Source organism: Pseudomonas sp. R3-52-08, from assembly GCF_003851745.1.
Classification (GTDB): Bacteria; Pseudomonadota; Gammaproteobacteria; order Pseudomonadales; family Pseudomonadaceae; genus Aquipseudomonas.
This window is the reverse complement of the sequence record NZ_CP027730.1, coordinates 4,256,171-4,277,081: the sequence shown is the minus strand read 5'-3', so window position 1 is coordinate 4,277,081 and position 20,911 is coordinate 4,256,171. Positions and strand designations below refer to the sequence as shown.

Genomic DNA, 20,911 nt, shown 5'->3' with positions numbered 1-20,911 from the left:
TGTCGCACCCGCTGAGGGAACCGCTCTCAAACCGCCCTTGCCACCACCGCCCCCGGTTTACGCGACAACACACTCACCAGCACAAAACTTACCAACGCCACCGCGAGGCTGTAGTAAATCGGGGTATTTGCGTCCAGCCCATCCTTGAACATGAATAACAATGCGGTCACGAAACCCAGCGTCATCGAGGTGATCGCCCCGCAGGTGGTTGCACGCTTCCAGAAGATCGCGCCGATCAGCGGGATCAGCATGCCACCTACCAACAGGTTGTAGGCCAGGGTCAGGGCGCTGATCACATCGTTCACCACCAGCGCGATACCCAGCACGGCCATGCCGGTCAGCAGGGTGAACAGGCGGTTAACGCCCAGGCTCGATTGTTTGCCACCGCGCAAGCGTGGCAGTAAGTCCTCGGTTAGTACGGTGGAGGCGGCGAGCAGCCCGGCGCTGGCGGTTGACATCATTGCCGCCAGGGCAGCGGCAATCACCAAGCCACGAATGCCGTCCGGCAGTGAGGCTTTGACGATGGCGGCGAACGCGTTATTGACGTTCTCCAGGTCCGGGATCAGCACGTGCGCGGCCATGCCGATCAAAGCGCACGCCAGGCCGTAAAGAATGCAATAGAAGCCGGCGAACGTGCCTGCGTACTGGGCGACTTTTTCGTCACGGGCAGTGAATACGCGCTGCCAGATGTCCTGGCCGATCAGGATGCCGAAGAAGTAGATCATGAAGTAGGTGATGATCGTGTCCCAGCCGATCGTAGTGAAGCTGAAACTCGACGCCGGCAGCTTGGCCACCAGTTCGTCCCAGCCGCCGACACGGTACAGGCAGATCGGCAGCAGGATGAACATCAGGCCGACGGTCTTGATCACGAACTGCACGATATCGGTCAGGGTCAGCGACCACATGCCGCCAATCGTCGAATACACCACGACCACGCCACCGCCCAGCAGCACCGAGATCCAGAACGGCAGGTCGAACAGCACCTGCAGGACGGTGCCGATGGCCAGGATCGAGGTCACCACGACCATCAGCGCGTAGGCCAGCATGATCACCGCGCTAGCCTGGCGAGCCATGGGGTTGTAGCGTTTTTCCAGAACCTGGGTGACGGTGAAGATTTTCAGTTTCAACAGCGGCTTGGCCAGGAACAGGTTCAGCGCAATGATCCCCGTGCCCAGCGCGGCGCACAGCCAAAAACCGGAAATGCCGTGCACATATCCCAGGCGCACGGTGCCAACGGTGGAGGCACCACCCAGCACCGTGGCGGCCATGGTGCCCATATAGAGAGACGGGCCGAGGTTGCGCCCGGCGACCAGGTAGTCTTCGTGGGTCTTGGCGCGGCGCATGCCGTAGTAGCCGAGCACGAGCATGCCGGCGGCGTAGATGAGTACGACGAATAAATCCAAAGCCATGACGGCGAGTCTCCGATTATCGTTTTTATAGGGATCAGACGGCGGGTTGCGCCACCGCTGGGACGCGCGCGTCCGTGCGCTGACTGCGCGGGGCGGCTGGTCCATAGACCGCAGTGGCAAAGGTATTGGCACCGCCGAAGATCAGCCGGAACAGATCTTTGGGGGCGGCGGTGCGTTCGTGGTCGGGGATCTGTTCGACCCCGTTGGTTTCTATGGTGCGAATACTGTTTTGGTTGTTTTTATTATTCATGATCAGCTCCGATCACATTGGCTAAGGGGACGGCAGCCCTTCCGGCATAGCGGACAAATGTTCGTGACAGGCCAGCCACAGGCCTTGTTGTTCTGTGCGCGACCCTTGCCGTGTGAAGACGATGGTCTCGCGTTCCTGGCTGAAGTGATGCTCCCCGTTCATGCGCAGCTCGGTGGCGACGTCATGCATGAAAATCGCCACGTCACCGTGCAGGCTGACAACGGCGTTGCTTGAGGTGCACGAACCCCTCGTCCCGGCGCCAGCTGTTCCACAACGTCTGGTAGGCATCGCGGTTGAGCAGCGCGCCGAAGTAAGCGGCGCGGTCGTTGCGAGCGAAGGCCGAGACCAGCGCGGCCGCCGCCTCTAACACCGCTGGCACGCTCATCAGCGATGTGCCACGCCAGGCAGTACGCAGAGCATCTCGTACAGCAGGTTGGCGCCGAGCAGTGAGGTATTGCCGGTGGTGTCGTAGGGCGGTGAAACTTCCACCAAATCACAACCAATCAAGTCCAGGCCCTGGCAGCCACGGATAATCTCGATCGCCTGAATGGTGGTCAGCCCGCCGATTTCCGGGGTGCCGGTGCCGGGCGCCCAGGCCGGGTCGATGCCGTCGATGTCAAAGCTCAGGTACACCGGGCCGTCGCCGACTTTTTCGCGCACTTCGGCCATCAAGGGCGCGAGGGAGTGATGCCAGCATTCTTCGGCCTGAACCACACGAAAGCCCTGTTTGCGGCTCCAGTTGAAGTCTTCGGCGGTGTAGCCCTGGGCGCGCAGGCCGATCTGCACCACGCGGTCGCAATCGAGCAAACCCTCTTCCACGGCACGGCGGAAGGTGGTGCCGTGGGCGATTTTCTCGCCGAACATATGGTCGTTGACGTCGGCGTGGGCGTCGATGTGCACCAGCCCGACCTTGCCGTGTTTCTTGTGGATGGCCCGCAGGATCGGCAGGGTGATGGTGTGGTCGCCGCCCAGGGTCAGGGGAATGACGTCGTGCTCGAGGATTTCATCGTAGGCCTCTTCGATGATGCGCACCGCGTCCAGCAGGTTGAAGGTGTTGATCGCCACATCGCCGATGTCTGCAACCGACAGCGAATCGAACGGCGCCGCACCGGTGGCCATGTTGTACGGGCGGATCATCACCGATTCGGCGCGGATTTCACGCGGGCCGAAGCGGGTACCGGCGCGCAGCGAGGTGCCAATGTCCAGGGGCACGCCGACAAACGCGGCGTCCAGGCCCTTGGCCGTTTGCAGGTGGGGCAGGCGCATCATGGTGGCGATGCCGGCGAAGCGCGGCATTTCGTTGCCGCCCAGTGGTTGGTGGAAAATCTTGTCCACGGGATTGCCTCATCGTTGTTGTGGTTATCTGGGGGCCGATTCTGCGAAATACATGGAAACGAAAGAATCGCCACGGGCAAATACTTAGTTCAGATTTTTCTAAACTAAAGCCTGGGGTAGACTGCGCCGCTTGAGCTGAATCCGGAGAACCCATGGCCAACGCCTTGCCCGACCTGAAACTCCTGCGCATCTTCGTCAGCGTCGTGCGCCACCAGGGGTTCGCCAATGCGCAGCACGAACTCAACCTGTCGACGTCAGCCATCAGCACCTACATGAGCCAGCTGGAATCGGCGCTGGGCCTGGTGCTGTGCCACCGCGGGCGGGGCGGCTTCAGCCTGACCAGCAAGGGCGAGCTGTTTCATCAGGAAACCTTGCGTTTATTGGCCGAGCTGGAAGGCTTCGAGCAATATGCCGCCGCGTTGAAGGGCGAATTACGCGGCACCCTCAAGCTCGGCGTGCTCGACTCCACCGTCAGCGATAAAGCCCTGCCGTTTGCTGAGGTGATCGGCGCCTACAGCCTCGAACATCCAGCGGTACATTTGCATCTGTCGGTGATGAGCCCTTATGAACTGCAACTGGGGGTGCAGGACAATCGCCTGGACCTGGCCATCGGCGCGTTCTCCAACCGCATGAGCGGGCTGATCTATATGCCGTTGTACCGCGAGCAGCACTGGCTGTATTGCAGCACCCGGCATCCGTTGTTCAACGAGCGGCGCATCCCCGAGCAGGTCATCACCCAGCAACGCATGGTCGGGCGCGGCTACTGGAGCCAGGCCGAACTGGCGCGCCATGGCTTCAAGCACAGCGCCGCGACGGTGGAAAGCATGGAGGCGCAACTGATCCTGGTGCTGTCGGGCGCCTACATCGGCTATTTACCCGAGCACTACGCGCAAGCCTGGGCCGACAAGGGCGACCTGCGCGTGCTGCTGCCGGCGACCTTTGGCTACCAGGCGCCTTTTTCGATGATCATGCGTCGGGGGCGCAGCCGCGAGCCGCTGATCCAGACCTTCCGCGATTTACTCAAAGCCCAGCTCAACCAGGCCTGAAAACCATGTCCAGACCCCAGTGTTCCCGTTGCCTCAGGCCACTCAGCCACTGTTTGTGTTCGCTGATCCCCAGCCTCGACAGTCGCACGCGCGTGCTGCTGTTGCAGCATCCGAGCGAGGTCAACCATGCGCTCAATACTGCGCGACTGGCGGCGTTGGGGCTCACCAATGCGCAGTTGGTGGTGGGGGAGGTGTTCGAGGATCTGGCGACGTTATTGAGCCCGCCCGGTTATCAGGCGCGTCTGCTGTTCCCGGCCGATGATGCTCAGCCATTGCAAGGCTATACGCCTGGTGATCAGCCGCTGCTACTGGTGGTGCCCGACGGCACCTGGCGCAAGGCGCGCAAGTTGCTGCACCTCAATCCGTTGCTGGCAGCGTTGCCTCGGGTGACGCTGGCCAACGGCGGCGTCTCCCGGTATCGCTTGCGCAAGGCGCCGGGGCCTGGAGCCTTGTCGACGGTCGAAGCGATCGTGCAAGCGTTGCAGGTACTGGAAGCGCCGACATCGTTTGAGCCGTTGTTGAAACCCTTTGAAGCATTGATCGAGGGGCAGATTGCGGCGATGGGGGAAGGGGTTTTTCAGAGAAATCATGGCGGTGGGGATTAGGGCCCGGCTGGTTATCGAGGTGCGGCTATCGGGGTGTAGAACCGTAGACATCGTTTACATCTGAAACCGGGGACATCGTTTACACATTTGAGGCTTGGACGCGGGTCATACCTCGCCCAAGCCTTCCCAGGGGATAATCACACAAGTACAAATCCCAAACATCATCCTCAGCCTCTTTAAGCCCTATCTGCTCCCCTGACAGCGCCTCGCTGATAAATACCAACTTGCCGTTCCACTTGATCGACCCGTCCTGTCTGACGCTTCGAACCTTCATTTCGGACGGATACTCCACATCCGGCAAGCATCCTGGGTAAATCCGCGTAGACGGCACATACACGTCCCCTGGACGCTTCATACCGAGCGCTTCATGAGGGCGCACGTAATTGAACTCATGCCTGAAATGCTCCAGCAAAAGCTGCTGCTCGATTAAGTTTTCTCCTAAGGGCAGCTCCAGTTTCAAGCTACGGTGCATCCGCTCATGGCGACCATTTTGGGCCGGTCTTCCTGGCATGGTGCGCTCCGGATAGATGCCCAGACGTATCCACCAAACTGCCAGCGTGGATATTCTTGCCAGGCCAGGAGAGGCAAACGGAACACCGTTGTCCGACCGAATAACTTCGGGCATGCCGTACTCCTGAAACAGTCTCTCAAAGGCTTGTTTAACAGGTTCAGTCTTGATCTTTGAATGAGCCCTGCACGCCAAAATCATCCGGGAAGCGTGGTCTGTGATGGTCAAAGGGAAGCACATCTGCGCGTTATGCATTTTGAATTGCCCTTTGTAGTCGGCGCACCACGTCTGGTTAGGTTCGTTGGCCTCGCGCATTACTACAGGGGAATTACCGTGTCTGCGCTTGAAGCGCCGCTTTTGGACGAGCCCAAGTCGATCAAGCCATTGGCCTGCTGTACTTGGGGAAGGCCAGGCGATGGAGGGATCTTCAAGTCGCAATAGCTCGAGAAGCTTCTTCGGACCCCATTTATCGTGCGCCTCCTTCATCGCCACCACACGGGCCAGGATTTCATCGTCGGTTTTATTGGGGCTGTTGTGAGGGCGTCGGGACAGTTCGGCTAACGACTTTAAATCGCCATTGTGCCGGCCGATCCATTTGTCGACGGTAGGCCGACTTACGTTAAAGCGGCGCGCCAGCTGGCTTTTGGTGTAATTACCAGAAAGCCAGTCAGCGACCAGTCTGATTCGTTGATTCATCGGAGACTCTTGGTTCCAGGGCATGATCAGTTACCTCCTGATCATGCGTATTAACCTGTAAACCATGTCCCCGGTTAGAAATGTAAACGATGTCCCCGGTTTGTACCGGGGCAAGCCCCCTCCCACATTCGACCGCATTCTCATGTTGGAACGCGATCAACTGTGGGAGGGGGCTTGCCCCCGATGGCACCCTCATAGGCACCACACCTCTGCCTTATTCCTATAAGCCATAAGCACCGCACTTTGCGTGATATGGCCCGCCGACCTTTCCCGGTATGATGTGCGCCCCGCAGTCTGGATTGCGAATACGCCATGACCTTGCAGTACCCTACAATCGCCGATTGCGTCGGCAATACCCCCCTGGTCCGCTTGCAACGCATGGCGGGTGAAACCAGCAATACCTTGTTGCTCAAGCTTGAAGGCAACAACCCGGCCGGTTCCGTCAAGGACCGCCCGGCGTTGTCGATGATCACCCGCGCCGAACTGCGCGGGCAGATCAAGCCGGGCGACACGCTGATCGAAGCCACTTCGGGTAATACCGGGATCGCCCTGGCCATGGCCGCCGCGATCAAGGGTTACAAGATGGTGCTGATCATGCCCGACAACGGCAGCGCCGAACGCAAGGCGGCGATGACCGCCTATGGCGCCGAACTGGTGCTGGTCACCCAGGAAGAAGGCATGGAAGGCGCCCGCGACCTCGCCGAACGCATGGCCGCCGAAGGCCGTGGCGTTGTGCTGGACCAATTCGCCAACGGGGATAACCCCGAAGCGCACTACACCAGCACCGGCCCGGAAATCTGGCGCCAGACCCAGGGCACCATCACCCATTTCGTCAGTTCCATGGGCACCACCGGCACCATCATGGGCAATTCGCGCTACCTCAAGGAGCAGAACCCGGCGATTCAAATCGTCGGCCTGCAGCCGATGGAAGGCGCGGCAATCCCCGGTATCCGGCGCTGGCCCGAAGAGTACTTGCCGAAAATCTACAACGCCACGCGCGTGGACCGCATCATCGACATGGCCCAGCGCGAAGCCGAAGACACCACCCGCCGCCTGGCCCGTGAAGAAGGCATCTTCTGCGGCGTGTCGTCCGGCGGCGCCGTGGCCGGTATGTTGCGTTTGTCCAGGGAAGTCGAAAACGCGGTGATCGTCGCGATCATCTGTGACCGAGGCGACCGTTACCTGTCGACCGGCATCTTCGACGAACCCAACTGATGGCCAAGCACGAGAAAGGCCTGCGCTTCCAACCGACGGGCGGCAGCCGGGCCCCGCAAATCCCCGTGGGCAAGAAGCAGCGCCTGACCATCGAGCGCCTGGCCAACGACGGTCGCGGCATCGTGTTCTTCGAAGGCCGCACCTGGTTCGTCAACGGTGCGCTGGCCGGCGAAGAGGTGGAAGCGCGGGTGCTCGGCGCCCACGGCAAGGTGGTCGAGGCGCGCACCGAGCGTGTGTTCAAGGCCAGCGAACTGCGCCGCCCCGCACCCTGCGCCCACGTTGGCCGCTGTGGCGGCTGCAGCGTGCAGCATTTGCCTCACGACGAACAACTTGCCCTGAAACAGCGCATGCTCGCCGAGCAATTGTCGCGCGTGGCCGGTGTCGAACCGCAAGAGTGGGCCGCGCCCCTGAGCGGGCCGGAATTCGGCTACCGCCGCCGCGCCCGCGTGGCCGTGCGCTGGGATGCCAAGGCGAAAAAACTCGAGGTGGGTTTTCGCGCGGTGGCCAGCCAGGACATCGTCGCCATCGACGATTGCCCGGTACTGGTACAGGCCTTGCAACCGATCATGCAGCGTCTGCCGAACATGCTGCGCCGCTTGAGCAAACCTCAGGCGTTGGGGCATGTGGAGCTGTTCAGCGGCTCGTCCATCGCCGTGTTGCTTCGGCATATGGCACCGCTGTCGGACGCGGACATGCAGGTACTGCAGGAATTTTGCAGCTTCCATGACGCCCAATTGTGGCTGCAGGGCGAGGGGCAGCCGCAACCGGTCGAGCCGGGCAGGGCGCTCGGTTTCCGCCTTGAGGCGTGGGATTTGGAGCTGGCTTACCGGCCAGGAGATTTTGTGCAGGTCAACGCCGGGGTCAACGAGGCGATGGTAGCCCAGGCCCTGCAATGGTTGGCGCCGCAACCCGATGAGCGAGTGCTGGACCTGTTTTGCGGGCTGGGCAATTTTGCCCTGCCACTGGCCAGTCAGGTACGCGAAGTCGTTGCGGTGGAAGGCGTTCAGGCTATGGTGGAGCGCGCAGCAGAGAATGCCATCAGCAATAATTTGCATAATGTGCAGTTTTTTCAGGCCGATTTGTCCCAGCCCCTGACCGACGCGGAATGGGCCAAACAGGGCTTTTCTGCGGTACTCTTGGACCCACCCCGCGATGGTGCCCAGGAGGTTGTGCGCAAACTGGCCGCCCTGGGAGCCAAGCGCCTGGTGTATGTGTCCTGCAACCCCGCTACGCTGGCGCGGGACACGGTTGAGTTGGTCAAGCAAGGTTACCGGCTAAAGCGTGCCGGGATCCTCGACATGTTTCCGCAGACAGCGCATGTCGAGGCCATGGCGTTATTTGAAGCGGGCTAGGATGCCCGTTTAATCCGACTGGCCTGCAGTCTCCAGGGCCGTGAATGCCAGGGAGCCTGCAGCAAGGTCGGCGATGATTTTTGGCGCATCCAAGGTGCGTCGTAGGGAAGGTAAGCAAGATGGTACAGGTGAGAGCACACCAGCCGATCAACACCGACGGCAGTATCAATCTCGAGGCATGGCTGGATCATGCCGTCAGTGTCGACCCGGCACTGGACCGTGAAGCCTTGAAAGCAGCCTGCGAGTTCGCTCGTGAGTCTGAACAACAGGACAATGCGGCCAAGAACCTGTGGGCGGAAGGCACGTCGAGCTTTCGTACCGGGTTGGAAATCGCCGAGATCCTTGCCGATCTCAAGCTGGACCAGGATTCGCTGATCGCCGCCGTGCTCTATCGCGGTGTGCGTGAAGGGCATATCCCGTTGCCGACCGTCGGCCAGCGTTTCGGCGCCGTGGTGGCCAAGCTGATCGACGGCGTGCTGCGCATGGCGGCCATCAGTGCCAGCCTCAGCCCGCGCCAATCGATGGTGCTGGGTACCCAGGGCCAGGTGGAAAACCTGCGCAAGATGCTGGTAGCGATGGTCGACGACGTGCGCGTCGCGCTGATCAAGCTGGCCGAACGTACCTGCGCGATCCGTGCGGTGAAAACCGCCGACGACGAGAAGCGCAACCGCGTCGCCCGCGAGGTCTTCGACATCTACGCGCCGCTGGCGCACCGCCTGGGTATCGGTCATATCAAATGGGAGCTGGAGGACCTGTCCTTCCGCTACCTCGAACCCGATCAATACAAACAGATCGCCACGCTGCTGCACGAGCGGCGGCTCGACCGCGAGCGCTTTATCAGCGACGTGATGGGCCAGTTGCGCGCCGAGTTGCAGGCCACCGGCGTCGATGCCGACATCAGCGGCCGCGCCAAGCACATCTATTCGATCTGGCGCAAAATGCAGCGCAAGGGCCTGGCGTTCAGCCAGATCTACGACGTACGCGCCGTGCGTGTGCTGGTGCCGGAAATGCGCGATTGCTACACCGCGCTGGGGATCGTGCATACCCTGTGGCGGCATATTCCCAAAGAGTTCGACGACTACATCGCCAACCCCAAGGAAAACGGCTACCGCTCGCTGCACACGGCGGTGATCGGCCCTGAAGGCAAGGTGTTGGAAGTGCAGATCCGCACCCACGCCATGCACGAAGAGGCGGAGTTGGGCGTTTGCGCGCACTGGCGCTACAAGGGCACCGACGTCAAGGCCGGTTCCAACCAGTACGAAGAGAAAATCTCCTGGTTGCGCCAGGTGCTGGAATGGCACGAAGAACTCGGCGACATCGGCGGCCTGGCCGAACAGTTGCGCGTGGATATCGAACCGGACCGGGTCTACATCTTCACCCCCGACGGCCACGCCATCGATTTGCCCAAGGGCGCCACGCCACTGGACTTCGCTTACCGCGTGCACACCGAAATCGGCCACAACTGCCGGGGCGCCAAGATCAACGGGCGCATTGTGCCGCTCAACTACAGCCTGCAAACCGGTGAGCAGGTCGAGATCATCACCAGCAAGCACGGCACGCCGAGCCGCGACTGGCTGAACCCGAACCTGGGTTACATCACCACCTCGCGGGCGCGGGCGAAGATCGTGCACTGGTTCAAACTGCAGGCCCGCGACCAGAACGTCGCTGCCGGCAAGACCTTGCTCGAACGCGAACTGGCACGCCTGGGCCTGCCCCAGGTGGACTTCGACAAGCTGGCCGAAAAGGCCAACATGAAGATCGCCGAAGACATGTTCGCCGCCCTCGGTGCCGGTGATTTGCGCCTGGCCCAGCTGGTCAACCTGGCCCAGCAACTGGTGGAGCCGGAGCGCGGCAACGAACAGCTGGAACTGATCCCGCGCAAGGCCACCGGCTACAAGCCTGGCAAACGTGGCGATATCCAGATCCAGGGCGTGGGCAACCTGATGACGCAAATGGCCGGCTGCTGCCAGCCGTTGCCGGGCGACGCCATCGTCGGCTACATCACCCAGGGACGCGGGGTGAGCATTCACCGCCAGGACTGCGCCTCGGTGCTGCAGCTGGGCGGGCGCGAGCCGGAGCGGATCATCCAGGTCAGCTGGGGCCCGGTGCCGGTGCTCACGTACCCGGTGGACATCATCATCCGTGCCTACGACCGCTCCGGTCTGCTGCGCGACGTCTCGCAGGTGCTGCTCAATGAGCGGATCAACGTGCTGGCGGTCAACACCCGCTCGAATAAAGAGGACAACACCGCATTGATGTCCCTGACCATCGAGATTCCGGGGCTGGACGCGCTGGGGCGGTTGCTGGGACGGATATCGCAGTTGCCGAACATCATTGAGACGCGGCGTAATCGCACCCCATGAACAGCTGGATGAACGCGGATTAAAATGTGGGAGGGGGCTTGCCCCCGATGAGGGAGGGTCAGCTGGCACCTTTATTGACTGACCCATTTCAATCGGGGGCAAGCCCCCTCCCACATTGGATCGGCGGTGTTCATACCTGATTGGAAATACGATGATGTATTCACTTGAAGACCTGCTGCACCTCATGAGCCGCCTGCGCGACCCGCAATACGGCTGCCCATGGGACATCAAGCAAACCTACGCCACCATCGTGCCGCATACCCTGGAAGAGGCCTATGAAGTGGCCGACGCCATCGAGCGTGGCGACTTCGATCATCTGCAAGGCGAGTTGGGCGACCTGTTGTTCCAGGTTGTTTATTACAGCCAGCTGGCGCGGGAAGAAGGGCGCTTCGAATTTGCCGGGGTGATCGACAGCATCACCCGCAAGCTGATCCGCCGTCATCCCCATGTGTTCCCGACCGGCGACCTGTATGCACCGCTGGATATTCCTCAACTGAGCGAAGAGCAGGTCAAGCAGCGTTGGGAGCAGATCAAGGCCGAGGAGCGCGCGGAAAAGTCCGACGCACCCGAGCAATTGTCCCTGCTCGATGACGTGCCCACTGCCTTGCCATCCCTGTCCCGTGCCGCCAAGTTGCAAAAGCGCGCCAGCCAGGTGGGTTTCGACTGGCCGTCGGCGTTGCCGGTGGTGGATAACGTGCGCGAAGAGCTGGATGAAGTGCTCGAAGCCATGGCCGATAACGACTCGGCAGCCATTGCCGATGAAGTCGGTGACCTGCTGTTTGCGGCGGTCAACCTGGCCCGTCACCTCAAGGTCGACCCGGAAACCGCGTTGCGTGGCGCCAATGCCAAGTTCGAGCGGCGTTTCCGATTTATCGAACAGGCATTGCGCGAGACGCATCAACCCATAGAAGATTGCACCCTCGAAACGTTGGACGCCCTGTGGGGCGAAGCCAAACGCCAGGAAAAGAATGTTTCCAGCTGCGGTTGAGCAGTTGCCTAAGTGAGTACGCACCATGAGCCTTTCCCTTCGCGACCAGTTGCTCAAAGCAGGTCTGGTCAACCAAAAGCAGGCCAAGCAGGTCGGCAAAGAGAAGCAGAAACAGCAGCGGCTGGTCCACAAGGGTCAGGCCGAGGTCGATGACACCCAGGCGCGCCTGGCAGCCGAGGCGCACGCCGAAAAGGTCAAGCGCGACCAGGAGCTGAACCGTCAGCAGCAGGAAAAAGCCGAGGCCAAGGCCCGCACGGCCCAGGTCAAGCAATTGATCGAAACCTCGCGCCTGCCCAAGTTGACCACCGAGGACTACTACAACTTCGTGGATGACAAGAAGGTCAAGCGCCTGTCGGTCAACACGCTGATGCGTAACAAGCTGAGCAACGGCTCCCTGGCCATCGTGCATCACGGCGGCGGCTACGAGGTGATCCCGCGCGAAGCCGCGCTGAAGATCCAGGAGCGCGCGCCGGAGCGTATCGTGCAGCTCAATATCCTGACCGAAAGCCAGGTGCCGGATGAGGATGATCCGTACGCCGCCTACCAGATCCCGGATGACCTGATGTGGTAAACCGCTGAAAACAACAAACCCCGCCAAAAGGCGGGGTTTGTGTTTTTACCGTGCCGCGCCAGCCTGTTACCAATCCACCGCGTAGCTCAGGCTGAAGGTACGACCTTCGGCATTCGGGTACGGCGCACGGGCGTTGGCCTGGGCGAACATGTTCTGGTAGTTGCGGTTGGAGAGGTTGTACACCGCACCTTCAAGGCGACCCACCGGCAGCCTTACCGAGCCCAGCAGGTCTACCAGCGTGTAGCCCTGGATATCGCGCCCGTTGTTGTCCTTGAACGCGGCGTCATAGTTGGCCAAGCGCATGCCCTGCAGGCGCAGGCTGTAGTCGCCACGGTCATAGCCGACGAACGCGGTGGTCTTGGCCGGGGAGATACGGGTGGCAGGCAGGTCGATCCACTTGCCGTTCTGCTGGGTCTCGCCTTTGGAATAGGCGTACGTGCCGCCGACCGACCACTGGTCGGTGACGTTGTACGTCAGGCTGGTTTCGATACCGCGCACGCGCTCTTTCTGGTTGATCAGGCGTAGCACGCGGTCATTGGCATCATAGAACTGCGTCACATCCGAAGTGTTTTCATACGCCGTGACATTGGCCAGCCACTTGTCCCAGTTGCCACGCCAGCCCAGTTCATAGCTGTTGACCTTCAACGCCTGGGCATTGAGGTCTTGAATGTTGTACGTGCTGTTGACGTCACGCAGGAAGCGCTGGATATCCGGCAGGGAAAAGCCCTGGCTGAAGTTGGCGAACACATCCTGGTTTTCACTCAGGTGGTACACCGCGCCGAGGTTGTAGAGGGTGTCGTCATACTTGAGGGTGCCGCCCGGCAGTGTCGCGCGGTTGCCGGTCTGAACGATTTCGCCATAGGCGATGCTGTCGTCGACCTTGCTCTCGATCCATTCACGGCGCACGCCACCGCGCAACGTCCAGTCACCGATGTCATAGGACAGCTGGCCAAAGATCGCCTTGGTGGTGGTCTGGATGTCCGGGCCCAGCTCGAAGGTGGTACCCGTCTTGGTGTACGTCAGGCCGTTGACGCGGTACTGGTCGCCGCGTTGGCGCGAGGTTTCATGATCATAGTCGGCCCCCCAGACCAGGTTGCCGGTCGCCGGGCCGATGTCCGGCATTTGCGTGTCGATCGCGGCGCGCAGGCCATACACATCTTGCACGCTGTTGTTGTCCGACACCCCGGCTCGGCCCCGGGACAGGTCCGGGAAGAACAGCGCATCGGCGCGGCGCCAGTAACTTTCGACCTGCAAGCCCTGGCCGTAGAAGTCCTTGTCGGCGTAATTGAGGTTGACCGCCTGGTTGTGGGTGGACGGCTGGTCGTCCAGGTCCAGGCCTTTCACCGCGACTGCCTCGCTGGTGATGCGTGGGTTCTTGGTGTAGCGGGTGTCTTGTTCGTCTTTGTAGTCTTGCAGCGACAGGCTGAGCTTTTTGTCGTCATCCAGCTCGTAGCCGAAGCGACCTTGCAGGTCGTAGGTGTCGGTGTCCATGTTGCTGCCCTGGGACGTGTCCTGGGGAATGCGCTTGCCGTTACCGTCGAACTGGTCGTTGCGTTGCACGGCGTTGCCCGACACATACCAGTCCAGCGGGCCCTGGCGGCCTGTTGCGCTCTGGAATGCCTGGTAGGAAAAGCCTTTGTGACTGAGGTTGTCACCGGCGGTCATGCCGATCTTGCTGCTGAAGGCCAGGTCTTCACCTTTGTTGCGCTTGGTGATGATGTTGATGATGCCGCCCGATGCGCCGGCGCCGTAGACGCTGCTGGCGCCGGAAATCACTTCGATGCGCTCGATGCTTTCCGGTGCCACGCTGTTGAGCTGCCGAAAGTTGTCACGCGTGGCGTTCTGGGAAACCCCGTCGATCAGGATCAGCGTATTGCGCCCGCGAAGCGTCTGGCCGAAGTTGCTCATGCCGCCGCTGGAGGGCGCGATGCCTGGGACCAGTTGCCCGAGAATATCGGCAACCCGGCGTCCTGCCGAGGTCTGCTGGCGCAGTTGTTCTTCATTGATGACCTGCACCGAGCCCGGGATCGCCGCAATGCTGGTTTCACTGCGCGTGGCCGAGACCACCGTGGCCTGTAGTTGCAGGCTGGTCGCCGGCGTTTCTTCAGTTTGATCGGCCCAGACGGGCGCACTGATCGACCCGAGCAGGGGCAGCAGAACGGCCCATTGTAATGTGTTCATGACCTTGCCTTTGAGTTATTAGAAGTAGTGACAGAAAAAACGGACGTCTCAGGTGTGCGAGTGAGCGAACGAATGGCGCGGATGCCCAGCGCAGCCAGGGCATATGTCAGCGCGACCAGCCAGAAGCTGTGCGCCAGGCCCACCATGGCCATGCCGATGCCACCCAGCAGCGCGCCGCACAGCGCGCCGGCCTTGGCGGCGCTGTTGCCCAGGCCCAGGGCAAACCCCTGCTGGCTGGGTGCAACGGTGTTGGCGATCAGCGTGTAGGCCACCGGCAGCAAAGCGCCTTGCCACACCCCCCACAGCAGCCGGCTGGCGAGGAAGCCAAACCATTCATTCGCCAATGCCGTGAAGGCCAGCGTGAAGGCGCAGGCCCAGGTGACCCACTCAATGATGCGCAGCGTGTGTGCAGGTTGATGTCGATCAAACAGGCGGCCCCACAACGGCGCGGACAGCGCCAGGGTTAATGCGCTGGCGGCATAGCTGGAGCCGATCAGCCACGCGGGCGCGTGCAGAACATCGGCAACATATAAGGCGTAGAACGGTTGCGGCATCATCTTGGCTGCTTGGATCAAGACGATGATCCCCAGCATCGCGCCGAGCCAGCCTTTGGGGAGTGCGGCGGGCGTCGAGGTACGCGCGGGTCTCGATCGTGGTGAGTCGTTGGGTAAGAAGGCGCTGATTATTGCGCACAACAGGCAGACTGCGGTGGCGCTGTAGCACAGCAATGCGAAACCGGATATGTCCATCAGCCAGCCGCCCAACACCGGCCCGGCCAGGGAGCCCACGGCGGTGGCAGATTGCAGCCGCGCCAGGATATGCCCGCGACCGCTATCGCCGCAGTAGGCCAGCGCATAGGCCTGCGCGGCCGCAATAAAGCCGGCCAGCGCACCCTGCGCTACCCGGATCGCCACCAGCAGCCAGGGATCGTAGGTGATGGCGGCCAGCGCCTGGCATACCGCCAGCGCCAGCAGCGCGCGGATGATCATCGGCTTGTGCCCGGTACGATCACCCAGGCGCCCCCACATGGGCGTGAGCACCATCGCCGCCATCATCGGCCCCGCATACACCAGCGCAGACAGCAGGCCGGTGTACTGGGCGTTGGCGGCGCCAAGCAGCTTCTGGATTTGCAATGGCCAGAAAGGACCGCTCATTTCCATGGCGCCCATCGACACCAGCTGAATCACCACCAGTAAGCGCAGCGCCGTGCTGTTAGCCGACATTGGCGGCGCTACTCAGCGGGTTGGGCAGGCGCCCGACGATATCGGCATGGCTTTCCATCAGTCGCATGCGCATGAACGACTTGGCCGGCCAGTCCTGTTCCAGCAGCGCGGCACGTTCGGTCAGCCAGCGCTGAGGGTCGACCTCGCTGCGCACATCATCGAAGCACTGGCTGACCTGCGCTGACAGTTCATCCCACAACAGCGCCTGGGGAACCTCGAAGTGGCGCGCGCCGAGCAATACCAGCTCGCCCAAGTGGCACATGAACACCGTGTGCAGCAGCTTGTCGCGTACGAAACCTGCATCGTCGTACAAGGTCATTTTCGGATCATGCAGTTCGATATCCAGACCCTGGGCGTGCAAGGTTTTGCGGTCGATCCGAATATCGCCGAAATCGCGCAACAGCAGACGGCTGACTTGCCCGTCCGCACCCATGACCATAAAGGAATTCTGTTGATGAGCCTCGAAGGCCACGCCATAGCGCAGGTACATGCCCAGCAGGGCCGGCACGGCAATGGATGCGTAGTCCTTGAAAAACGCACAGAGGGCCTGTGCATCGTCGGCGCCTTGGCTCAGGCGGACCCACTGCCTCAGCAACGGCTGCCCATGCTGGTCGGTGGCAAACAGGCTGCCCACCGGGACGGCCATTTCGCCGGTTTGGAGCAGGCTCTGCGGGTTGTCGCGATAAAGCACCGCCAGGTGGCGGGAGTGCTCGTCATTCACCGGCTGTGGCTTGAAATGCATGCCCAGGCGCTCGGGGAGGATGCTTAGGATGTTCTGCAGCCCGGGCTCACGCGCCAGGATGGTCTGCAACAGATGGCTGATCCGCGGCCCCATGCGCGCCGAGCGTGGCGACACCGTGCGCTGCACGCTGGTCAGGCGCAGCGAAACCGGAAGCTTGACCATGGGCGCGTCGCTGCGGCCTTCAGGCAAAACGGTGCGGAACGACATGGTTGGGTGGGCCGTGAATGCAACGATATCGGTGAGCACCAACAGCTGGTCGCCGATTTCATTGGCGAACAGCTGCGGTAGCTCCTGGCGAGCTTGCCAAGGGTGGGCAGGCAGCGGCAGATAATCGCGGGCCTCAAGGCCCTGTACGGTCAGGTGCGCCGTCAACTGGCGAGCAGCTTGGGGGAATTGCCCTTGCCACCACTGCCAGTAATCTGCCGTGCCGGCCAGGCTTTCGACATGGGCGTACTGGCGGTGCAGCGCACACAGCAATACCGGGAAACGCGCTTCGAACTCAGGCGAGAATTCGATCACTTGGTCTGTCGCCAAACCCAGCTTAGTCTTGTAGTTGGGGTGCCAGGGATGGCCGAGCGTGCCCCATTGCTCAAGCACTGACGTCGGGTTGCCAGCCTCTGGATCGTGCTTGAGGTAGCTGAGCAGGTTGTGCTGATGTACGGGGTCCATCGAGGCGTGCAGCTCGAGCGTCCATTGCTCGTGGAAGGCCAGGCACAGGGTGTCGTTGATGAAGCTGTCGTCGATCTCTGTGTTGAGGCGGTCCAGGACTTCTGGGGCGGCAGGCGACTCGAGGCGGGTGTTCAGTAAGGTCAGCAACTGCGACGGGAACTGGATGGTCTGTTCGGGCTGCCCAACCCGCAGGACGCTGACCTTGCCTCGCAAATCCCAGCTGGCCATGCGGCCGGGGCGCAGGTGCTCAAAGCGCAGGCGGCTCTGGTCGGGCAGCACCAGCCAGCAGTGGTCGTCTTCGTCATGGCTGAGGGTGTTCGGATCGAGCAGGCCTTCACGAAACAGGGCCTGGATCAGGCGTTGAAAACTACGTTCGCAGGCGGGCGCCAAGGTGGCGACCAGTGTCTGAAGGGTGATGTGCCTGGCCTGGAATTGACGCGTAGCCAGCGCTTCACCCCAGCGGCCAAGCAGCGATTGTTCCGGTGTGGTGAGGTGTCCATGCATGAGGTCAAACTCCGTTTTCGTGGGGCCGAGTGAAAAGCGGAGCGATACTATCGAGAATCATTACCAATTGTCTATTTGTTGTTACGTTTTAGGAAAACGGCCACTTTAGAAAACGAAGAACCCCGCTCAAAAGGCGGGGTTTCTGTTTGTAGGCGGCCCTGGCTGCGTGGGCCGGGGCGTCTACGCGATTTCAGGGTTTCAGGAGCCTTCTGCCTGGCGTCTCATTTCAAGCGATTCAAGTTCGTTTTTATAATTGTGGGCATCGCTCTCGTTGTGAAACATGCCGACCAGCAAATCTTGTTGATGTACGTCCCAGATGTGAATCCCGTGGCCTACCGCTTCATGGGACATATGTTCATCGTCGCGTTCAGTTACTTTTACAGTCATCTGCTTGCTCCAATCTCTGGTTGATCTGCGGCAAGTCGTCGCAGGCCTTTGTTATATGGTTTGTTAGCTTGCTAAGTAAACCGATTTTGCGCGCAACAATTCATTGCAGGAAACGCAACATTCCCGCAGGCCGTGTAAACCGTGGCGTTTGGTGCTGGTGGCATGACTTAAATGACAAAAGTTTCATGTTGGGGGCAACCTACTGACGCCATCGGGAGCAAGCCCCCTCCCACATTTGGAATGCATTCCAAGTGTGGGAGGGGGCTTGCTCCCGATGGCGGTAGAGCTTTCAACGCAAAAAATCCGGGCGAAAAAAAGCCCCGCATTCAGCGAGGCTCTTTTTAACTCATCAGGGCAATCAGCTCCCTTTGACAGCCTTACCGTCAACGGTGCCATCCTGCAGCATGATGTTGTATTCCTTGCCATCCGTTTCAACCTGGCGCAAGGCAACCAGAATGCCGCCCTGGTCCTTGGCAAACCACATCTGCGTGATGCGCTTGCTCTGGGATGGATCACGCACGCGTTCAACCTTGATCGCGTCGATGGAGCCTACCTTGGTCTGGACTTTTTCCGGGCCCATGACGCGGAAGTCATAGGTATCCACATCCGTACCTTCGGCCACTCGGTAGCTCATGCTTTTCTTGCCGGCAGCCACATCGCGCTGAAGGGCGAGTTGATAGGTGGACTTGTCGAGCATGCCGCTTTCGAGGGTGACGTTAACCGGGTCCTTGTTTTCAAAGCCGGTGATCTTCTTGGTCGCCTGATCGAAATCCAGGTTGATCTTCTTCGCCTTGCCCAAACCGCCGCGCTCGAAGCTGTAGCTCTTGGGTTGCAGGGTGTCCTTGTCGAACAGGATCACGCTGGTTTCGGTCAAGCTGGCAATCATCATCGAGGCCTTGAAGTTCAAGGTCCAGGTGCCGTCGCCGTTCTTGGTCAGGCTGCGTTCAGCCGAGCCACTCATGGGCAGTTGTTTCCAGTCGGCGGTGTAGCTGACGGAGAAGGGGTGAAGGTCCGCCGCTTGCACGGCAGGCAGAGCGAACAGCGCAAAAGCGAAGAGCAGGGCGCGACGCATAAAATCTCCTAGGTTCGAATCAAGTGGCCGCTGGCCGCGAGTAACTGACCATCCAATAATGCACCCTGTTCACCAAGAATCAACCGACCCTCGGCAAACCAGCGAACAGCCAACGGGTAAATCCTGTGTTCCTGGGTATGAACCCGTTGCGCAAGCGTCTGCGCAGAGTCATCCGACTCTACCGGAACCACTGCCTGTACGACCAGAGGCCCGCCATCGAGTTCCTCGGTGACAAAGTGCACGCTGCAGCCATGCTCGCGGTCGCCGGCATCGAGGGCGCGTTGATGGGTGTGCAGGCCTTTGTACTTGGGCAGCAGGGAAGGGTGGATATTGAGCAGGCGCCCTTCGTAATGCCGCACGAAATCAGCGCTGAGGATGCGCATGAAGCCGGCAAGTACGACGAGCTTGGGGTTGAAGGTGTCGATCAGTTCGATCAAGGCGCGGTCGAAGGCCTCGCGACCGTCGAACGCCTTGTGATCCAGCGAGCGGGTCTCGATACCCGCGTCCCTGGCGCGTTGCAGGCCGTAGGCATCGCTGCGGTTGGAAATTACCGCAGCGATGCGCACCGGGCTGTCGCCGGTGTGCGTGCTGTCGATCAGGGCCTGCAAATTACTGCCGGTGCCGGAAAGCAGCACCACGACATCACAGGTGACAGGCATCAATGCGCCTTAAGGTTCTTCAGTTCAACCTGGGCCGCGCCTTCGGCAGCGCTGGCGATCTGGCCGATGACCCAAGGCTGCTCGCCGGCTTCGCGCAGTACGTTCAGCGCGGTTTCAACGTGCTCCTGCGCCACGCAGATCACCATGCCCACGCCGCAGTTCAGCACGCGGTGCATTTCGGTTTCGTTGACGTTGCCTTTCTCTTGCAGCCAGTCGAAGACCGCAGGGCGCTGCCAGCTGGCCACGTCGACAATCGCCTGGGCGCCTTTTGGCAGCACGCGCGGGATGTTGTCCAGCAGGCCGCCGCCGGTAATGTGGGCCATGGCCTTGACGGCGCCGGTGTCCTTGATCAGCTTGAGCAGTGGCTTGACGTAGATGCGCGTCGGGGCCATCAGCAGGTCGGTCAGTGGCTTGCCGTCGAGCTGGATGTTCTCGATATCGGCGCCGGACACTTCGATGATCTTGCGGATCAGCGAGTAGCCGTTGGAGTGCGGGCCGGACGATGGCAGAGCGAGCAAGGCATCGCCGGCAGCGACTTTGGAGCCGTCGATGATTTCGGATTTTTCCACCACGCCGACGCAGAAACCGGCCAGGTCGTAGTCTTCGCCTTCGTACATGCCTGGCATTTCAGCGGTTTCGCCGCCGACCAGGGAGCAACCCGACAGTTCGCAGCCGGCGCCGATGCCGGTGACCACTTGGGTCGCGGTCTCGACATTGAGTTTGCCGGTGGCGTAGTAGTCGAGGAAGAACAACGGCTCGGCGCCGCACACCACCAGGTCGTTGACGCACATGGCAACCAGGTCGATGCCGATGCTGTCGTGCTTGTTCAGGTTCAGTGCCAGGCGCAGCTTGGTGCCTACGCCGTCGGTGCCGGAAACCAGTACAGGCTGCTTGTAGCCGGCCGGGATTTCGCAGAGGGCGCCAAAACCGCCCAGGCCACCCATGACTTCGGGGCGCGCAGTGCGCTTGGCGACGCTCTTGATGCGTTCGACCAATGCTTCACCGGCGTCGATGTCTACACCGGCGTCCTTGTAGCTCAGGGAGGGTTGCTTGCTCATGATCCAGGCCTTTAAGGGGGATTTCTGGGTAACGACCGAGCGGGCAGGCACTTTTGGCGAAGGCCCAGCCGTTGACGG

Annotated in this window: 17 protein-coding genes and 2 pseudogenes; 7 read left to right on the top strand and 12 right to left on the bottom strand. The window is 61.0% G+C overall.

The genetic code is table 11. From position 1 onward, the window contains the following. Positions 1-26: 26 nt before the first annotated feature. The 4 genes and pseudogenes from C4J91_RS19640 to speB form a co-directional block, all read right to left on the bottom strand. Positions 27-1,409, bottom strand: a complete 1,383-nt coding sequence (locus tag C4J91_RS19640) for a sodium:solute symporter (protein ID WP_124363844.1) — start codon at positions 1,407-1,409, stop codon at positions 27-29. 100 nt (positions 1,410-1,509) lie between these two features. Further along, a pseudogene (locus C4J91_RS19635) lies at positions 1,510-1,659 on the bottom strand (hypothetical protein); the annotation flags it as partial. A 21-nt stretch (positions 1,660-1,680) separates the two neighbouring features. Then, positions 1,681-2,044 (bottom strand): annotated as a pseudogene (locus C4J91_RS19630) (DUF4440 domain-containing protein). Further along, positions 2,044-2,994: an agmatinase gene (gene speB, locus C4J91_RS19625; protein ID WP_124363842.1), complete on the bottom strand. Its 951-nt coding sequence runs from the start codon at positions 2,992-2,994 to the stop codon at positions 2,044-2,046. Before speB ends, C4J91_RS19630 begins: the two are co-directional and overlap by 1 nt. A gap of 152 nt (positions 2,995-3,146) precedes the next feature. Here speB and C4J91_RS19620 point away from each other — a divergent pair, with 152 nt between their 5' ends. Together C4J91_RS19620 and C4J91_RS19615 are read left to right on the top strand one after the other, a co-directional pair. Then, positions 3,147-4,040 carry a LysR family transcriptional regulator gene (locus C4J91_RS19620; RefSeq protein WP_003175387.1) on the top strand — a complete coding sequence of 298 codons (894 nt, stop codon included), beginning with the start codon at positions 3,147-3,149 and terminating at the stop codon, positions 4,038-4,040. Between the two features lie 5 nt (positions 4,041-4,045). After that, positions 4,046-4,645 (top strand): tRNA-uridine aminocarboxypropyltransferase, encoded by a 600-nt coding sequence (locus C4J91_RS19615; RefSeq protein WP_124363841.1) that lies wholly within the window; start codon positions 4,046-4,048, stop codon positions 4,643-4,645. Between the two features lie 79 nt (positions 4,646-4,724). Here C4J91_RS19615 and C4J91_RS19610 read toward each other — a convergent pair whose 3' ends face one another. Next, complete coding sequence (locus C4J91_RS19610; RefSeq protein ID WP_124361143.1) at positions 4,725-5,873, bottom strand: DDE-type integrase/transposase/recombinase; 1,149 nt, start codon at positions 5,871-5,873, stop codon at positions 4,725-4,727. A gap of 288 nt (positions 5,874-6,161) precedes the next feature. Between C4J91_RS19610 and cysM the strand changes: the two genes are divergently transcribed. The 5 genes from cysM (at position 6,162) to C4J91_RS19585 (ending at position 12,338) form a co-directional block, all read left to right on the top strand. Beyond that, on the top strand, positions 6,162-7,064 hold the full coding sequence (gene cysM / locus C4J91_RS19605; protein WP_124363840.1) for a cysteine synthase CysM: 903 nt from the start codon (positions 6,162-6,164) through the stop codon (positions 7,062-7,064). Next, positions 7,064-8,416 carry a 23S rRNA (uracil(1939)-C(5))-methyltransferase RlmD gene (gene rlmD / locus C4J91_RS19600; RefSeq protein WP_124363839.1) on the top strand — a complete coding sequence of 451 codons (1,353 nt, stop codon included), beginning with the start codon at positions 7,064-7,066 and terminating at the stop codon, positions 8,414-8,416. Before cysM ends, rlmD begins: the two co-directional genes overlap by 1 nt. Before the next feature lie 119 nt (positions 8,417-8,535). Beyond that, complete coding sequence (gene relA, locus C4J91_RS19595) at positions 8,536-10,779, top strand: GTP diphosphokinase (protein ID WP_124363838.1); 2,244 nt, start codon at positions 8,536-8,538, stop codon at positions 10,777-10,779. 154 nt (positions 10,780-10,933) lie between these two features. Further along, complete coding sequence (gene mazG / locus C4J91_RS19590; RefSeq protein WP_124365193.1) at positions 10,934-11,767, top strand: nucleoside triphosphate pyrophosphohydrolase; 834 nt, start codon at positions 10,934-10,936, stop codon at positions 11,765-11,767. 25 nt (positions 11,768-11,792) lie between these two features. Next, positions 11,793-12,338, top strand: coding sequence for a DUF2058 domain-containing protein (locus C4J91_RS19585; protein ID WP_014719402.1), 546 nt, complete (start codon positions 11,793-11,795; stop codon positions 12,336-12,338). Positions 12,339-12,404: 66 nt separating this feature from the next. On the opposite strand, the gene C4J91_RS19580 is transcribed toward C4J91_RS19585, so the two are convergent. From C4J91_RS19580 to purM, 7 genes are all read right to left on the bottom strand, one after another. Beyond that, entirely contained in the window at positions 12,405-14,519 is a 2,115-nt protein-coding gene (locus C4J91_RS19580; RefSeq protein WP_124363837.1) for a TonB-dependent receptor, read from the bottom strand. After that, positions 14,516-15,742 carry an MFS transporter gene (locus C4J91_RS19575; protein ID WP_124363836.1) on the bottom strand — a complete coding sequence of 409 codons (1,227 nt, stop codon included), beginning with the start codon at positions 15,740-15,742 and terminating at the stop codon, positions 14,516-14,518. The genes C4J91_RS19580 and C4J91_RS19575 overlap by 4 nt, the downstream gene beginning before the upstream one ends. After that, positions 15,732-17,657 (bottom strand): IucA/IucC family siderophore biosynthesis protein, encoded by a 1,926-nt coding sequence (locus C4J91_RS19570; protein ID WP_124363835.1) that lies wholly within the window; start codon positions 17,655-17,657, stop codon positions 15,732-15,734. The genes C4J91_RS19575 and C4J91_RS19570 overlap by 11 nt, the downstream gene beginning before the upstream one ends. A 198-nt stretch (positions 17,658-17,855) precedes the next feature. Further along, the gene (locus C4J91_RS19565) at positions 17,856-18,044 is read right to left on the bottom strand and encodes a hypothetical protein (protein WP_124363834.1); all 189 of its coding nucleotides are present in this window, start codon (positions 18,042-18,044) and stop codon (positions 17,856-17,858) included. A gap of 358 nt (positions 18,045-18,402) precedes the next feature. Beyond that, on the bottom strand, positions 18,403-19,116 hold the full coding sequence (locus tag C4J91_RS19560) for a DUF3108 domain-containing protein (RefSeq protein ID WP_124363833.1): 714 nt from the start codon (positions 19,114-19,116) through the stop codon (positions 18,403-18,405). An 8-nt stretch (positions 19,117-19,124) separates the two neighbouring features. Then, positions 19,125-19,775 (bottom strand): phosphoribosylglycinamide formyltransferase, encoded by a 651-nt coding sequence (gene purN / locus C4J91_RS19555; RefSeq protein ID WP_124363832.1) that lies wholly within the window; start codon positions 19,773-19,775, stop codon positions 19,125-19,127. Then, complete coding sequence (gene purM, locus C4J91_RS19550) at positions 19,775-20,833, bottom strand: phosphoribosylformylglycinamidine cyclo-ligase (RefSeq protein WP_124363831.1); 1,059 nt, start codon at positions 20,831-20,833, stop codon at positions 19,775-19,777. Before purM ends, purN begins: the two co-directional genes overlap by 1 nt. Positions 20,834-20,911: the final 78 nt, after the last annotated feature.

Excerpts from the sequence above, each read along its gene's own strand:
- C4J91_RS19560 (WP_124363833.1), bottom strand. The coding sequence starts at position 19,116 with ATGCGTCGCGCCCTGCTCTTCGCTTTTGCGCTGTTCGCTCTGCCTGCC.
- C4J91_RS19585 (WP_014719402.1), top strand. The coding sequence starts at position 11,793 with ATGAGCCTTTCCCTTCGCGACCAGTTGCTCAAAGCAGGTCTGGTCAAC.
- C4J91_RS19575 (WP_124363836.1), bottom strand. The coding sequence starts at position 15,742 with ATGTCGGCTAACAGCACGGCGCTGCGCTTACTGGTGGTGATTCAGCTG.
- purM (WP_124363831.1), bottom strand. The coding sequence starts at position 20,833 with ATGAGCAAGCAACCCTCCCTGAGCTACAAGGACGCCGGTGTAGACATC.
- C4J91_RS19580 (WP_124363837.1), bottom strand. The coding sequence starts at position 14,519 with ATGAACACATTACAATGGGCCGTTCTGCTGCCCCTGCTCGGGTCGATC.
- C4J91_RS19615 (WP_124363841.1), top strand. The coding sequence starts at position 4,046 with ATGTCCAGACCCCAGTGTTCCCGTTGCCTCAGGCCACTCAGCCACTGT.
- C4J91_RS19610 (WP_124361143.1), bottom strand. The coding sequence starts at position 5,873 with ATGCCCTGGAACCAAGAGTCTCCGATGAATCAACGAATCAGACTGGTC.
- C4J91_RS19570 (WP_124363835.1), bottom strand. The coding sequence starts at position 17,657 with ATGCATGGACACCTCACCACACCGGAACAATCGCTGCTTGGCCGCTGG.
- C4J91_RS19620 (WP_003175387.1), top strand. The coding sequence starts at position 3,147 with ATGGCCAACGCCTTGCCCGACCTGAAACTCCTGCGCATCTTCGTCAGC.
- cysM (WP_124363840.1), top strand. The coding sequence starts at position 6,162 with ATGACCTTGCAGTACCCTACAATCGCCGATTGCGTCGGCAATACCCCC.
- C4J91_RS19640 (WP_124363844.1), bottom strand. The coding sequence starts at position 1,409 with ATGGCTTTGGATTTATTCGTCGTACTCATCTACGCCGCCGGCATGCTC.
- relA (WP_124363838.1), top strand. The coding sequence starts at position 8,536 with ATGGTACAGGTGAGAGCACACCAGCCGATCAACACCGACGGCAGTATC.
- purN (WP_124363832.1), bottom strand. The coding sequence starts at position 19,775 with ATGCCTGTCACCTGTGATGTCGTGGTGCTGCTTTCCGGCACCGGCAGT.
- C4J91_RS19565 (WP_124363834.1), bottom strand. The coding sequence starts at position 18,044 with ATGACTGTAAAAGTAACTGAACGCGACGATGAACATATGTCCCATGAA.
- rlmD (WP_124363839.1), top strand. The coding sequence starts at position 7,064 with ATGGCCAAGCACGAGAAAGGCCTGCGCTTCCAACCGACGGGCGGCAGC.
- mazG (WP_124365193.1), top strand. The coding sequence starts at position 10,934 with ATGTATTCACTTGAAGACCTGCTGCACCTCATGAGCCGCCTGCGCGAC.